Raw genomic sequence first — 13,515 nt, forward strand, 5'->3', positions numbered from 1 at the left:
GGTCAAAATTGCTACTGGAGATTAAATGAGGTCATCCCTCAAATTTTCAAGGTTATCTCGACACTATATTATGAGTACAACGTCATGCATCAGTGGATCGTCCTAGGGCAGTAGGTTATCTCACCCAGATCAAACTTGCCATACGTCCGGTTGTTCCGTCGCGCCGATAGGAGAAAAAATGACTCATTTCGTTCATTGTGCAACGATTACCGCCATAAATGGCGAAAATTCCAGCACGCTGCAGGCGCTGGCGAGCCAAAAGATAGAGGTCTGCGAGGAATTTTTCACCGTGGGGAGTAAAAGCGGCAGCGGCGGCGCTATCAATATCCATAAATGCCGCACGCACTTCAGCCCCAACTTCGAACCGGCTTGGGCCGATCGCCGGGCCGAGCCAGGCAGTGATGTTTTCTGGTGCCGCAGCAAAGCGCGCCACGGTATTTTCCAGCACGCCATGACATAAGCCACGCCAACCGGCATGCGCGGCAGCAACTTCATCACCCGCTTGTGAAGCAAACAGCACCGGCAGGCAATCCGCCGTCATCACCGCGCAGACCAACCCGGCCACATTGCTGTAAACCGCATCGGCGCGCAAATCTTCAGGCGTTTGGCCATCCAGCGTCAGCACACGAGTGCCATGTACCTGCTCCAGCCACAGTGGCATCTGTGGTAAACCAGCCGCCGTTACCAGACATTGGCGGTTACGCGCCACGGCCTGTGCATCATCACCAACATGCTCACCGAGGTTCAGCGAGTCGTAGGGAGGAAGGCTGACACCGCCATGACGAGTGGAGCTGCAGGCTGTTACCCCTGCAGGCAGCGGCCAATCGGGTACCATCAGCGAACTCATTACCATTCCATCTGATCTTTGAATTCTTCGGTATCGAGCTTCAGTGCGTTGATCAGATCGACCATATCCTGTGGGATTGGCGCATGCCATTCCATCTGGATACCGCTGATCGGATGATACAGGCGCAACATGGTTGCGTGCAGTGCCTGACGGTCAAAGCCGCGCAACGTGTTGATGAAGGCCTCTGATGCCCCTTTGGGCGGACGTGGACGGCCACCGTAGAGTTGATCGCCCACCAGCGGATGGTCGATATACGCCATATGCACACGGATCTGGTGCGTACGGCCGGTTTCCAGGCGCAAACGCAAACGGGTATGGGCGCGGAAATGTTCCATAATGCGGTAATGGGTCACCGCAGGTTTGCCCATTGGGTGCACGGCCATGTGAGTACGTTTGGTGGAGTGGCGGGCAATAGGTTGCTCCACCGTGCCACCCGCGGTCATGGTACCAATCGCTACCGCTTCATACTCACGGGTGATCTCACGCTCCTGCAATGCCTCAACCAGGCGGGTTTGCGCCGGAACGGTTTTGGCGACAACCATCAGGCCGGTGGTATCTTTGTCCAAACGGTGAACGATACCGGCACGCGGTACGTCGGCAATCTCCGGGAAATAATGTAACAATGCATTAAGCACAGTCCCATCCGGATTACCCGCACCTGGGTGCACCACCAGGCCGCGAGGCTTGTTAATCACCAGAATATCGGCGTCTTCATAGACGATATCCAGCGGGATGTCTTGCGGTTCCCAACGGGCATCTTCTTCAATTTGTGCATCAATGGCGACCGTCTCTCCCCCCAGTACCTTCTCTTTCGGCTTGTTTATCGTTTTGCCATTGACCTGTACCCTGTCTTCCAGGATCCATTCTTTTATGCGAGATCTTGAATAATCAGGGAACAATTCGGCCAAAGCCTGATCTAAACGTTGTCCGAGTTGAGTTTCGGCCACCGTTGCGGTGAGTTGTACTTGTTGTGCCATATGCAGCTTCTTCGTTAACGTTGGGTTTTCACGGCGATGCCGTTTAATATAATGTGCTATTGTAACTGGTCTTTTGTCGGGAGCTTAACGGACAGTCTCCCAAAATAACACCCTGAGGATAATCTAAACGTCATGACGCGTATGAAATATCTGGTGGCGGCAGCCACGTTGAGCCTGGCGCTGGCAGGTTGCTCCACATCCAAGGATACGGTTCCCGACAGCCCGCCTTCGGAAATCTATGCTACTGCCCAGCAAAAACTGCAGGACGGTAACTTTAAGGGCGCGATTACGCAACTCGAAGCGTTAGATAACCGCTATCCATTCGGGCCGTACTCTCAGCAGGTCCAATTGGATCTGATTTATGCCTACTATAAATCTGCCGATTTACCTTTGGCACAGGCCTCTATCGATCGCTTTATGCGTCTGAACCCAACGCATCCGAACATCGACTACGTCATGTACATGCGCGGTCTGACAGATATGGCATTGGATGACAGTGCACTGCAAGGCTTCTTCGGGGTTGACCGTTCTGACCGCGATCCACAGCATGCCCGCGCCGCATTCCGCGACTTCAGCCAGCTGATCCAGCAGTATCCGAACAGCCAATACGCGACCGATGCCTACAAGCGTCTGGTATTCCTGAAGGACCGTCTATCCAAGTACGAGCTCTCAGTGGCGGAATACTACACTAAACGTGGCGCTTACGTCGCGGTAGTTAATCGCGTTGAGCAGATGATGCGTGAATTCCCGGATACCAAAGCGACCCGCGATGCGCTGCCGCTGATGGAAAACGCCTATCGCCAGTTGCAATTGAATGCTCAGGCCGACAAGGTAGCGAAAATCATCGCCGCCAACGCGTCTTGAGTCTTTGAGATGGGCACAAAAAAAAACGGCAGCTTCGGCTGCCGTTTTCATTTGCTGCAAATTCGTCCATTTCCAGGATAAATACACAAGCAAAAACACGGTGTTAGCAAGGCTGCACCACCGGTTAACCTATCGATAATGCGCGTTCTGCTGCCAAGACTCAAGCGTTAGATGGCAGTTTCAGACGCTAAATCACAGATTGAACTAACTTTGCAAAAAGTGACAAAAATTTGTGTTTTCCATCACGCATTTCGGCAAAAAGAGCGGTATGCTGAATCTATCCAAGACGGAAAGACAGAGAGGTAAGTTATATGACACTCAACATTACCAGCAAACAAATGGATATCACCCCCGCAATCCGTAATCATGTCGAAGACCGTCTCAGTAAACTGGAAAAGTGGCAGGCGCAGCTGATCAACCCACACATTGTCTTATCTAAAGAACCTAAAGGGTTTGCCGTCGACGCTACCATTACCACGCCTAACGGTCCGCTGGTTGCCAGCGCCAAACATGAAGACATGTATACCGCCGTTAATGACCTGATTGCCAAACTTGAGCGTCAGCTGAACAAGGTACAACACAAAAGCGAGGCACGCCGCGCTTATGCCAGCGTGAAAGACCTGGCTCCAGTAATCACGCAGGAAGAAGAGGAATAACTCTGCAAGTGATTGTTTCACATCAAACGCGCCCGAGGGCGCGTTTTTTGTCTGCCGGTTTCTATTGACACAATGAAAAGCCAGCGGTTACTTTAAACCCTGATTTACACACATTTTGGAACGCCATGAGCCGTAAACCGTTTTTCTTCGCATTCTTTTTTACCTTCCCCTGATTGGGAGGCGTTTCGTCGTGTGAGAAAGAATGCGAAGACGAACAACCAAGCCTCCTCAAGCAGGGGGCTTTTTTTATGGCTATTTGACAACCCGCCCCGCTGGGCTTCAAGCTGCGGCTTGCAAGACGACGGGATTAGAAGAATACAAGGCAAAGCTGATTATGACTGATAACCCGTTACTCGTGCTGCGCGAACGCATCAGCGCACTGGATATGAAATTGCTGGCCCTGCTGGCAGAGCGCCGTGAACTGGCGGTGGAAGTGGGCAAAACCAAACTGCATTCGCACCGCCCGATCCGCGATAAAGAGCGTGAGCGCGATCTGTTGGACGCCTTGATTAGCGCGGCCAAACCTTATGACCTCGATGGTTTTTACGTCACTCGCCTGTTCCAGCTGATTATCGAAGACTCTGTGCTGACCCAGCAGGCCCTGTTGCAGCACCAGCTTAACCAGACTAGCCAGCATTCCGCGCGCATTGCCTTCCTGGGGCCAAAAGGCTCTTACTCACATCTGGCCGCCCGCCAGTACGCCGCCCGCCATTTCGATCAGCTCATCGAATGCGGCTGTCAGAAATTCCAGGACATCTTTACCCAGGTGGAGACCGGCCAGGCGGATTACGCCATTTTGCCCATCGAGAACACCAGCTCCGGCTCTATCAACGATGTGTACGACCTGCTGCAACATACCAGCCTGTCGATCGTGGGTGAGTTAACCTTGCCGATCGATCACTGCGTGCTGGTAGCCAGCGACACCGATCTGCAGCAGATCGAAACTGTCTATAGCCATCCGCAACCTTTCCAGCAGTGCAGCCAGTATTTGAACCGCTATCCACACTGGAAGATCGAGTATTGCGAAAGCACCGCCGCCGCTATGGAGAAGGTCGCCAAGCTGAACTCGCCAAAAGCTGCGGCGTTGGGCAGCGAGGCTGGTGGTGCGCTGTACAACCTGCAGGTACTGGAACACAACCTGGCTAATCAGCAGCAAAACATCACTCGCTTCATTATTCTGGCGCGTAAGGCGATTGAGGTTTCCGAGCAGGTTCCGGCCAAAACCACGCTGATCATGGCCACCGGTCAACAATCCGGTGCTCTGGTGGAAGCTCTGTTGGTGCTACGTGACAATGGCATCATCATGACCAAGCTGGAATCACGCCCGATCAACGGTAACCCTTGGGAAGAGATGTTTTACATTGATGTGCAGGCTAACCTGCGTTCTGTGGCGATGGAGAAAGCGTTGAAAGGGCTGACACCGATCACCCGCTCGCTGAAAGTGCTGGGCTGCTATCCAAGCGAAAACGTGGTGCCGGTCAATCCGTCTTAAGTAGCAAAAAGGGTTCGGCTAAGCCGAACCCTTTTCCCTCTATTGACGGCTATCGTTCGCCTGGCGCAGCAAAGAACGGCTCTCAACCAGGAAGCGCTGGGCATAATCACCAAACCAGTGCTCCACCTTCTGGAAACTTTGAATAAAGGCCTGCTTGTCGCCCTGTTCCAGTAGCTTGATTGCCTCACCAAAGCGCTGATAGTAGCGTTTGATCAGATGAATGTTGTCTTCAGAAGACATGATGATATCTGCGTACAGCTGCGGATCCTGAGCAAATAGCCGCCCCACCATCGCCAGCTCCAGCCGATAGATCGGCGAAGAGAGCGCCAGCAGCTGCTCCAGCTGTACGTTTTCTTCGGCCAGATGCAGGCCGTAAGCAAAAGTAGCAAAGTGGCGCAGCGCCTGGATAAAGGCCATGTTCTGATCGTGTTCGACGGCGCTGATACGATGCAAACGCGCGCCCCAAACCTGCAACTGCTCCAGCAGCCACTGGTAGGCCTCTGGCTGACGACCATCGCAGTACACCACCACCTGTTTGGCCACGCTGCCAACATCCGGGCCAAACATTGGGTGCAATCCCAGTACCGGGCCGCCGTGTACGGCCAGCATCGCCTGTAACGGCCGGTTCTTCACCGAAGCCAGATCGACCAGAATACAGTCCTGCGGCAGCGGCGGCAGTTGGGCGATCACCTGCTCGGTAATATGGATCGGCACGCTGACAATCACCATCCCGGCATCTGCCAGCAGGCTATCCGCCTGCGGCCAATCCTCTTGATCCAACACCTTGACCTGATAACCCGACAGCGTCAGCAGCCGGTTAAACAGACGGCCCATCTGGCCATTACCGCCAATAATGACGATAGGGCGCAGCTGTGGGCACAGCGTTTTGAAGCCTTTATCGTTCTCACTGGTGTAGGATTCGCGCATCACGCGGCGCAGCACGTCTTCGATCAAATCTGGCGGAACGCCGAGGCTTTCCGCTTCCTGGCGGCGAGAGGCCAGCATTGCCGCCTCCCGCTCAGGTACGTAAACCGGTAAACCGTAGTGGCTTTTGACTTCCCCTACTTCCGCCACCAGCTCCAGGCGTTTCGCCAACAGGGCCAGCAGCGCTTTATCCACTTCGTCAATTTGATCGCGCAATGCGGTCAGTTCAGCCACCATAACTCACTACTCTCCAGTGCGTGCCATCAGCGCAGCGCCGAGATCCTGATGCATTTGGCGCAGCAGCGTCTCCGTGCTTTCCCAGTTGATGCAGGCATCGGTCACCGATACGCCGTAGCGCATATCCACACGCGGCTGTTCAGAAGACTGACTGCCCTCGTGCAGATTGCTTTCCAGCATGATGCCGGTAATCGAACGGTTACCCGCTCTGATCTGCTCAACGACGGATTCGGCAACCGCTGGCTGACGGCGATAGTCTTTATTTGAGTTGCCATGGCTGCAATCTATCATCAAGGACGGGTGGAGTCCCGCATCCTGCATCTGTTTTTCGCAGGCGGCAACGTGCTCAGCGCTGTAGTTAGGCGATTTACCACCGCGCAGGATCACATGGCCGTCTGGGTTACCCTGGGTTTGCAACAGACAAACCTGGCCAGCCTGATTGATACCGACAAAACGGTGCGCCATGGAGGCAGCGCGCATCGCGTTGATGGCCGTGCCCAGGCTACCGTCCGTACCGTTTTTGAAGCCCACTGGCATTGAGAGGCCGGAAGCCATTTCACGGTGCGTCTGAGATTCTGTAGTACGCGCACCGATCGCCGACCAGCTGAACAGATCGCCCAGGTATTGCGGGCTGTTCGGATCCAACGCTTCGGTCGCCAACGGCAGGCCCATACCGACCAGATCCAGCAGCAGGCGACGCGCAATGTGCAAACCCGCTTCTACATCAAAGGATCCATCCATATACGGATCGTTGATCAGGCCTTTCCAGCCGACGGTGGTTCTTGGTTTTTCAAAATAGACGCGCATAACGATATACAGCTGATCGCTCAATTCAGCCGACAGGGTTTTCAGACGGCGCGCGTAATCCAGCGCGGCATCGGGATCGTGGATCGAACATGGCCCACAGACCACCAGCAGACGGTGATCTTGCCCTTTAAGGATATTGGCAATGGTTTGGCGGGCCGTAGCGATTTCCGTTTCATCGTTGGCACTGAGTGGGAACTGGTTCTTCAGCTCTTCCGGGGTGATCAGAACCTGTTCTGCACTGATATGTACGTTGTTGAGCGCGTCTTTTTGCATGATCCTATTCCTGTCGTTTGCCGTTATGCGTGTGCGTAGTGAAAACATTGAGCGTTACAGGTGCTACCTTAACCACTCCTTGTAAAGTTTTCAATCCATTTGCTGTAAATAAAAAATTACCACCATAAACAGCGAAGGAAATCATCAACCACAGAAAACAAAATACACACTAACAAACTGTTTTATTTAAATAAAAAACAAATACACCAGTAAAACACAGCGAAGCCCAACCAACATCAGCCTCCCTAAAAAACACAATCCGTAAACAAAAATGAACACAAAAATAGATTACTCATTGGTCCTGGTGCGATCAAAAAAACACCTCTTCGGCGTGTAGTGGCACTGCATGCCACGCCCGCATAGCCAACAAGCTCCTTGGCAAGCCGGCCGCATCCATCGCTAAATTAAACAACTATAAAACAATTGTCACACATTTAACTGGCAATTGATTTTCATTCTTTATTCATTTGAATCTATATCAGAAATAATAGTCACTCTATTGAATAAATATTGCGGGATCTCACAGTTATCCCTCGCCAAATAAATAACTATGGCATAAATCGCTCACACCTCTTTAGGGTTACTCTGCGAAGACAGAGCCCGTACTGCCTGCATTGAGGAGCGATGGGCGTTAGCAGTTATTTCTTTCTGACAAGGGACTCTCATGATCACATTGCAATTCGCAATTATTATTATCTGCCTATTAGTCGGCACCCGATTTGGCGGTATGGGGTTAGGCTTAATAAGTGGTATTGGCTTATTTCTGCTGTGCTTTATATTCGGTTTGGAACCAGGCAAACCTCCAGTAGATGTCATGCTCACCATTTTGGCGGTGATCGGCTGTGCCTCGGTGTTACAAACCGCTGGCGGTCTGAATGTCATGATGCAATATGCCGAGCGGCTACTGCGCCGCCACCCACAACACATCACCTTACTCGCTCCTTTTACCACCTGGACGCTGACCTTCCTGTGCGGTACCGGCCACGTGGTCTACACCATGTTCCCGATCATTTCTGATATCGCCATCAAAAAAGGGATCCGCCCAGAACGCCCTATGGCCGTCGCCTCTGTCGCCTCACAGATGGCTATCACCGCATCCCCGGTTTCCGTGGCCGTGGTATCACTGGTTTCGATCATCGCTGCCGGTCATGGGATCGGCAAAGCCTACTCGCTGCTGGAGATCCTGGCCGTTTCGATTCCGGCTTCGCTGGTCGGCGTATTGATGGCTGCATTGTGGAGCCTGCGCCGCGGCAAAGATCTGGATAAGGATGCAGATTTCCAGGCCAGGATCCAGGATCCGGAGCAGCGCGCCTATATTTATGGCGGCACCGAAACCCTGCTCAATCAAACATTTCCCAAGCAGGCTTACTGGTCAACGCTGATCTTCTTCGGCGCTATCGCTATCGTGGTTATGCTCGGTGCCTTTGCCGATCTGCGTCCTTCCTTTGCCGATGCCAAGGGCGTGCTGAAACCGCTGTCGATGAATCTGGTGATCCAGATGATGATGCTGATTGCCGGTGCCGTGATCCTGATGGGCTGTAAAGTCAAACCCAGCGATATCGCCAACGGTGCCGTATTCAAAGCGGGTATGGTCGCCATCTTCTCGGTATTCGGTGTGGCATGGATGAGTGATACCTTCTTCCAGGCACATATGGGGGAGTTAAAGGTGGTGCTGGAAGACGTGGTGAAAAGCCAGCCCTGGACTTACGCCATCGTCTTGTTCCTGGTTTCCAAACTGGTTAACAGCCAGGCCGCTGCTCTGGCCGCCGTTGCTCCAATGGCCTTGCAGTTAGGCGTCGAGCCTAAAATGTTGCTGGCCTTCTTCCCGGCGGCTTATGGCTACTTCGTGTTGCCTACCTACCCAAGCGATCTGGCCTGCATCGGTTTTGACCGCTCTGGCACCACTCGCATCGGTAAATTTATCATCAACCACAGCTTCATTATCCCTGGCCTGATCGGCGTGCTGTGCTCCTGCATCACCGGTTATCTGCTGGTGATGACCTTCCTTTAATCGCGTTTCTGCCGGCAACGGGCGATCCCCGTTGCCGCTGCTAATACCGCCGCAAAAAGCCAACGGTATCACTAGACGAAAAGTGCATAAGTCCCCTGTTTAAACTAAAAACATAAGCTAACCAGGCCTATTTTTGTCCCCTCGGCGAATCGATATAATGTGACCGCTATCACTTATAATCACACTTAACTACTGGATCCAAAATGCACTCTTTACGCGCTTGTCGCGCCATTCCGCTGTTCTTTAGCTGCTTGACCGCCTTCACCAGTGTTTCCGTATTCGCCGACAATACCCTCTTCACCGCGATGGACGATCCGGCCACCGCCAAGAAGCCGTTCGATGGTAACGTTCAGGCTGGTTATAACGCCCAGTCGGGCAACACACAGAACTCGACCCTGCTGGCCAACACCACCATGACCTGGTTTAACAGCGATACGGCTTACAGCCTGTGGGGTTCGGCGAACAACACCACCTCCTCCAACGTACGCTCCTCGGAGAAATACCAGGCCGGTGGCCGTACCCGTTATAATCTGACAGCTCGTAATTATATGTTTGGCCAGGTTGGCTGGTTGAACGATCGTTACAACGGTTACGATTCACGTTCTACGCTGACCGGGGGTTACGGGCGCCAGATCTTTAGCGATCCACGCCAGGACCTGCGTGTCGAATTCGGCCCAGGTGTTCGCCATGATGAATACCACGGCGGTGGCCGCACCACCCGCGCCCTGGCCTATGGCGCAGCCAACTATTCCTACAGGCTGACAGACACGGCCCGCCTATCCGAAGGTCTATCCGCTTTGGCGAACGACGAAACCACCGTTAACTCCGAAACCGCGTTAAACGTCGCCATCAATAACGACTTCGCCCTACGTCTGGCCTACACGGTGGTCTACAACACCAAACCACCGGCCTCAGCACCGAAAAATACCGATACCACGACGTCAGTAACGCTGGTGTACGGTTTGTAATCTCGTCTTACCGCTCCGCGCAGTCCTTCTCTAAGCCCATAATTAATGGGCTTTTTTTATGCCCATCCTCAGATTGACCATTTTGCTAAAAATAGTCCTATCCCCGCTTGACGACTTTAGCATTTTGATTAATACTGTATGTATATACAGTAATTATTACTAAGGTAAAAACCATGATAAACCCGGCAAATGAGGCCAGTATCGACCCGCTTCTCGTGGCCGACAGTCGCGTTATCCTACAAAACAACCCGCTGCGAAAGCAGATGCGGGGTTAATAGGATGGAGAGATTAACTTCATTCATTACCTACTCCGCGGCGCTGTTTCTCGCCTGGCTTGGCAAGCTTTCGCCGCAGGATGTTGCGTTTCTGATCGGCGCGGCCGTCGGGATCGGCACCTTCCTGGTTAATTGGTACTACAGACGCAAGAGTCTGGAGATCCTCAAAAGCATCGAACGCGATGCGGCAGCACGGAGACTTTTTGATGAACTCAATCGTTAAGCGTTGCAGTGCCCTGGCCATTCTTGCGATCGCCATGCTGCTGCCGCAGGCCAATCAAATTAAAACGTCCGAACAAGGGCTGTACCTGATTGCCGATTTTGAGGGGTGCCAGTTAACCCCGTATCAATGCGCAGCAGGAGTTTGGACGCAAGGTGTCGGCCATACGGCCGGCGTTATTCCAGGTAAGTCCATCACGCCAGTGCAGGCGGCGGAAAACCTGCTGGAAGATATCCGTCGGGTAGAGAGCCGCATGGCGGCCTGTCTGCCACAGCAGATGCCCCAGGCCACTTATGATGCCGTCATGGCGTTTGCCTTTAACGTTGGTACGGGAGCCGCCTGTCGCTCTACCCTGGTTTATTTCCTTAACCATGGCCAATGGCAGCAGGCTTGCGATCAGTTACCGCGCTGGATTTATGTCAATGGCGTCAAAAACCGCGGGCTGGAACGCCGCCGGGCCGCCGAACGTGAGCTGTGCCTAAAAGGGCTCAGTACGCCGAATACCACCAGTTTCCCAGGGAAAGAACAGCTCGCTCAGTAACTTTTCGAGCATTGCTGACGAATAGTTTTTCACCGTTTTATCAAGAGGGGGTCTCTATGATGCATTGTCCACTGTGCGGTAGCGTGGCACACACTCGCTCCAGCCGCTATCTGAGCGAGTCGACCAAAGAACGCTATCATCAATGCCGTAACATTAACTGCAGCTGTACCTTTGCCACCCATGAATCCGTGGCCCGGGTCATCGTTTCACCCGGCGACATCATTCCGGCGCAGCCGCACCCGCAAGAAAGCAAACAACGCGCCGCTGCGATGTAATGAAAAAAGGGGATTACCATGACGGTAATCCCCTTATAACTATTAACTTTTGGATGCAGCGTTAGTTAACGCGGTTCAGACGCTCTTTGATACGAGCAGACTTACCAGTACGTTCACGCAGGTAGTACAGTTTGGCTTGACGAACGGCACCACGACGTTTAACAGTAATGCTGTCGATTACTGGGGAGTGAGTCTGGAATACACGCTCAACACCTTCGCCGTTGGAAATCTTACGAACAGTGAATGCAGAGTGCAGACCGCGGTTACGAATAGCGATAACCACGCCCTCGAATGCCTGCAGACGTTTTTTGGTACCTTCAACGACCCATACCTTCACTTCCACGGAATCACCCGGACGGAATGCAGGTACGTCTTGCTTCATCTGCTCTTGTTCAATTTGCTTAATAATGTTGCTCATAATATGTCTCTTACCCTAGGTAAACTGATATATCGGTCTCGTCGAGACAACGCTCAGACGTTCCCTTCATAGTCCTGTTACTTAGCTCGATGTTCCCGTTGGAACTCGGCCAGCAACACCTCTTGCTCGTCAGTCAGAGCTAGGCTTTCTAGAAGTTCAGGTCTTCTAAGCCAGGTACGGCCCAGCGACTGCTTTAAGCGCCAGCGACGTATCTCGGCATGGTTGCCCGACAGCAGAACTGGCGGAACCTCCATCCCTTCTAACACCTCCGGGCGGGTATAGTGCGGGCAGTCCAGCAATCCCTCAGCGAAAGAATCTTCTTCTGCCGAAGCCTGATGGCCCAGAACACCCGGTATAAAGCGGGCGACCGAATCGATCAGGGTCATTGCCGGTAGTTCACCGCCGCTGAGAACGTAATCGCCGATTGACCATTCTTCGTCAATTTCGGTTTGGATCACGCGCTCGTCTATCCCTTCGTAACGGCCACACACCAGAATCATCTTCTGGTTAGCCGCCAGTTCGCGCACACCGGTTTGATCCAGCTTGCGCCCCTGAGGTGACAGATAAATCACCTTTGCTCCCTCGCCTGCCGCTGCTTTTGCTGCATGAATAGCTTCCCGCAAGGGTTGCACCATCATCAGCATTCCCGGGCCGCCGCCGTAAGGGCGATCGTCCACGGTACGATGCCGGTCGTAGGTGAAGTCACGCGGACTCCAACACTGCACGCTCAGCAGGCCATTTTTTACTGCCCGGCTAGTTACCCCGTAATCGGTGATTGCGCGAAACATCTCAGGAAACAGGCTTACGATACCAATGAACACCAGCCAATCCCCATTTTGTTATTCCACTTGCTTCGACCATTAAATCCGGAGGTCAAAAACCAGGATCCCACTCAGCCTCGATAATCTTGGCGGCGAGATCGACTTTCTTGATAACCTGCCCATGAAGAAACGGGACCAACCGCTCCTTCATACCGAATGCATCTTTCAGGTTTGCCCGCACGACCATGACGTCGTTAGAACCGGTTTCCATCATATCGATGACTTTACCCAGTTCGTATCCGGAAGTGGTGACTACCTGGCAGCCCATAAGGTCTTTCCAGTAGTAATCATCGCCTTCCAGCGGAGGCAACTGCTCGGAATCTACGACAATTTCGCAATTGGTCAGTAAATTCGCTGCATCCCGATCGTCAATGCCTTTGACCTTGATGATCAGATCCTGACTGTGGCGTTTCCAGTCTTCCAACTCGACAAACTGCCACTGACCAGAGCGCTGGATTAACCAGGGCTGATAGTCAAATATGCTTTCGGCGTTCTCGGTGGATGAAAACACTCTGAGCCAACCACGGATGCCGTAAGTAGACCCCATCTTACCGAGTACAATCGGCTGCTTAGGTGCTACCGGTTTGAGTTGCTTGCTCATTGCCACCACCGCGACAGATTAAGCTGCTTTCTTAGCGTCTTTGATCAGCGCGTGAACGCGATCAGAAACGGTAGCACCCAGACCAACCCAGTGCTCAATGCGATCCAGGTCCAGACGCAGTGCTTCAGCCTGACCAGATGCGATTGGGTTGAAGAAACCTACACGCTCGATGAAACGACCATCACGAGCATTGCGGCTGTCGGTCACTACTACTTGATAGAACGGACGCTTTTTAGCGCCGCCACGTGCCAAACGAATTGTTACCATAACATCCTCTTTAGTTAATAAAACAGCCGGGCCCCATTGAG

At 52.9% G+C, this 13,515-nt stretch carries 17 protein-coding genes and 1 other annotated feature; of the genes, 9 read left to right on the forward strand and 8 right to left on the reverse strand.

What is annotated here, in order from left to right; translation table 11 throughout:
• Positions 1 to 115: 115 nt before the first annotated feature.
• Both yfiH and rluD read right to left on the reverse strand, forming a co-directional pair.
• Positions 116 to 847, reverse strand: a complete 732-nt coding sequence (gene yfiH, locus ACX9GU_RS21780) for a purine nucleoside phosphorylase YfiH (protein ID WP_473192896.1) — start codon at positions 845 to 847, stop codon at positions 116 to 118.
• Positions 847 to 1,824: a 23S rRNA pseudouridine(1911/1915/1917) synthase RluD gene (gene rluD, locus ACX9GU_RS21785; protein ID WP_473192897.1), complete on the reverse strand. Its 978-nt coding sequence runs from the start codon at positions 1,822 to 1,824 to the stop codon at positions 847 to 849. Before rluD ends, yfiH begins: the two co-directional genes overlap by 1 nt.
• A 132-nt stretch (positions 1,825 to 1,956) precedes the next feature.
• Here rluD and bamD point away from each other — a divergent pair, with 132 nt between their 5' ends.
• The 4 genes from bamD to pheA all read left to right on the forward strand — a co-directional run bounded on the left by bamD (position 1,957) and on the right by pheA (position 4,836).
• Positions 1,957 to 2,688: an outer membrane protein assembly factor BamD gene (gene bamD / locus ACX9GU_RS21790; protein WP_021808131.1), complete on the forward strand. Its 732-nt coding sequence runs from the start codon at positions 1,957 to 1,959 to the stop codon at positions 2,686 to 2,688.
• 311 nt (positions 2,689 to 2,999) lie between these two features.
• Positions 3,000 to 3,344: a ribosome-associated translation inhibitor RaiA gene (raiA, locus tag ACX9GU_RS21795; RefSeq protein ID WP_021182197.1), complete on the forward strand. Its 345-nt coding sequence runs from the start codon at positions 3,000 to 3,002 to the stop codon at positions 3,342 to 3,344.
• A gap of 124 nt (positions 3,345 to 3,468) precedes the next feature.
• Positions 3,469 to 3,594: a sequence feature (Phe leader region), on the forward strand.
• Entirely contained in the window at positions 3,470 to 3,517 is a 48-nt protein-coding gene (gene pheL, locus ACX9GU_RS21800; protein ID WP_192958309.1) for a pheA operon leader peptide PheL, read from the forward strand. Its footprint overlaps the feature before it by 48 nt.
• An 84-nt stretch (positions 3,595 to 3,678) precedes the next feature.
• Positions 3,679 to 4,836 (forward strand): bifunctional chorismate mutase/prephenate dehydratase, encoded by a 1,158-nt coding sequence (gene pheA, locus ACX9GU_RS21805; RefSeq protein ID WP_021182196.1) that lies wholly within the window; start codon positions 3,679 to 3,681, stop codon positions 4,834 to 4,836.
• 39 nt (positions 4,837 to 4,875) lie between these two features.
• Here the strand turns inward: pheA and tyrA are convergent, their stop codons facing one another.
• Both tyrA and ACX9GU_RS21815 read right to left on the reverse strand, forming a co-directional pair.
• Complete coding sequence (tyrA, locus tag ACX9GU_RS21810) at positions 4,876 to 5,997, reverse strand: bifunctional chorismate mutase/prephenate dehydrogenase (protein WP_021182195.1); 1,122 nt, start codon at positions 5,995 to 5,997, stop codon at positions 4,876 to 4,878.
• Between the two features lie 6 nt (positions 5,998 to 6,003).
• Positions 6,004 to 7,077: a 3-deoxy-7-phosphoheptulonate synthase gene (locus tag ACX9GU_RS21815; protein ID WP_473192898.1), complete on the reverse strand. Its 1,074-nt coding sequence runs from the start codon at positions 7,075 to 7,077 to the stop codon at positions 6,004 to 6,006.
• Positions 7,078 to 7,741: 664 nt separating this feature from the next.
• Here ACX9GU_RS21815 and ACX9GU_RS21820 point away from each other — a divergent pair.
• From ACX9GU_RS21820 to ACX9GU_RS21840, 5 genes are all read left to right on the forward strand, one after another.
• Positions 7,742 to 9,088 (forward strand): anaerobic C4-dicarboxylate transporter, encoded by a 1,347-nt coding sequence (locus ACX9GU_RS21820; RefSeq protein ID WP_021182193.1) that lies wholly within the window; start codon positions 7,742 to 7,744, stop codon positions 9,086 to 9,088.
• Between the two features lie 203 nt (positions 9,089 to 9,291).
• On the forward strand, positions 9,292 to 10,056 hold the full coding sequence (locus ACX9GU_RS21825) for a DUF481 domain-containing protein (protein WP_473192899.1): 765 nt from the start codon (positions 9,292 to 9,294) through the stop codon (positions 10,054 to 10,056).
• Between the two features lie 279 nt (positions 10,057 to 10,335).
• Positions 10,336 to 10,554 carry an HP1 family phage holin gene (locus tag ACX9GU_RS21830; RefSeq protein ID WP_021808134.1) on the forward strand — a complete coding sequence of 73 codons (219 nt, stop codon included), beginning with the start codon at positions 10,336 to 10,338 and terminating at the stop codon, positions 10,552 to 10,554.
• Entirely contained in the window at positions 10,538 to 11,092 is a 555-nt protein-coding gene (locus ACX9GU_RS21835) for a lysozyme (protein WP_261147927.1), read from the forward strand. Before ACX9GU_RS21830 ends, ACX9GU_RS21835 begins: the two co-directional genes overlap by 17 nt.
• A gap of 56 nt (positions 11,093 to 11,148) precedes the next feature.
• Complete coding sequence (locus tag ACX9GU_RS21840) at positions 11,149 to 11,367, forward strand: DNA-binding transcriptional regulator (protein ID WP_021182189.1); 219 nt, start codon at positions 11,149 to 11,151, stop codon at positions 11,365 to 11,367.
• Between the two features lie 61 nt (positions 11,368 to 11,428).
• On the opposite strand, the gene rplS is transcribed toward ACX9GU_RS21840, so the two are convergent.
• The 4 genes from rplS to rpsP all read right to left on the reverse strand — a co-directional run bounded on the left by rplS (position 11,429) and on the right by rpsP (position 13,474).
• Complete coding sequence (gene rplS, locus ACX9GU_RS21845) at positions 11,429 to 11,785, reverse strand: 50S ribosomal protein L19 (protein WP_024485183.1); 357 nt, start codon at positions 11,783 to 11,785, stop codon at positions 11,429 to 11,431.
• Between the two features lie 77 nt (positions 11,786 to 11,862).
• A complete protein-coding gene (gene trmD / locus ACX9GU_RS21850) occupies positions 11,863 to 12,606 on the reverse strand; it encodes a tRNA (guanosine(37)-N1)-methyltransferase TrmD (protein WP_021182185.1) in 744 nt (247 codons plus the stop codon).
• A 52-nt stretch (positions 12,607 to 12,658) separates the two neighbouring features.
• The gene (gene rimM, locus ACX9GU_RS21855) at positions 12,659 to 13,207 is read right to left on the reverse strand and encodes a ribosome maturation factor RimM (RefSeq protein WP_021182184.1); all 549 of its coding nucleotides are present in this window, start codon (positions 13,205 to 13,207) and stop codon (positions 12,659 to 12,661) included.
• An 18-nt stretch (positions 13,208 to 13,225) separates the two neighbouring features.
• Entirely contained in the window at positions 13,226 to 13,474 is a 249-nt protein-coding gene (rpsP, locus tag ACX9GU_RS21860; RefSeq protein WP_004932501.1) for a 30S ribosomal protein S16, read from the reverse strand.
• Positions 13,475 to 13,515 lie beyond the last annotated feature (41 nt).

Source organism: Serratia sp. K1WW1 (assembly GCF_055790865.1).

Bases quoted from the DNA above. Each gene is read 5' to 3' on its own strand.
- rimM (WP_021182184.1), bottom strand. From the start codon at position 13,207: ATGAGCAAGCAACTCAAACCGGTAGCACCTAAGCAGCCGATTGTACTC.
- ACX9GU_RS21815 (WP_473192898.1), bottom strand. From the start codon at position 7,077: ATGCAAAAAGACGCGCTCAACAACGTACATATCAGTGCAGAACAGGTT.
- tyrA (WP_021182195.1), bottom strand. From the start codon at position 5,997: ATGGTGGCTGAACTGACCGCATTGCGCGATCAAATTGACGAAGTGGAT.
- ACX9GU_RS21830 (WP_021808134.1), top strand. From the start codon at position 10,336: ATGGAGAGATTAACTTCATTCATTACCTACTCCGCGGCGCTGTTTCTC.
- ACX9GU_RS21840 (WP_021182189.1), top strand. From the start codon at position 11,149: ATGATGCATTGTCCACTGTGCGGTAGCGTGGCACACACTCGCTCCAGC.
- rpsP (WP_004932501.1), bottom strand. From the start codon at position 13,474: ATGGTAACAATTCGTTTGGCACGTGGCGGCGCTAAAAAGCGTCCGTTC.
- ACX9GU_RS21835 (WP_261147927.1), top strand. From the start codon at position 10,538: ATGAACTCAATCGTTAAGCGTTGCAGTGCCCTGGCCATTCTTGCGATC.
- ACX9GU_RS21820 (WP_021182193.1), top strand. From the start codon at position 7,742: ATGATCACATTGCAATTCGCAATTATTATTATCTGCCTATTAGTCGGC.
- bamD (WP_021808131.1), top strand. From the start codon at position 1,957: ATGACGCGTATGAAATATCTGGTGGCGGCAGCCACGTTGAGCCTGGCG.
- raiA (WP_021182197.1), top strand. From the start codon at position 3,000: ATGACACTCAACATTACCAGCAAACAAATGGATATCACCCCCGCAATC.
- rluD (WP_473192897.1), bottom strand. From the start codon at position 1,824: ATGGCACAACAAGTACAACTCACCGCAACGGTGGCCGAAACTCAACTC.
- yfiH (WP_473192896.1), bottom strand. From the start codon at position 847: ATGAGTTCGCTGATGGTACCCGATTGGCCGCTGCCTGCAGGGGTAACA.
- ACX9GU_RS21825 (WP_473192899.1), top strand. From the start codon at position 9,292: ATGCACTCTTTACGCGCTTGTCGCGCCATTCCGCTGTTCTTTAGCTGC.
- rplS (WP_024485183.1), bottom strand. From the start codon at position 11,785: ATGAGCAACATTATTAAGCAAATTGAACAAGAGCAGATGAAGCAAGAC.
- pheA (WP_021182196.1), top strand. From the start codon at position 3,679: ATGACTGATAACCCGTTACTCGTGCTGCGCGAACGCATCAGCGCACTG.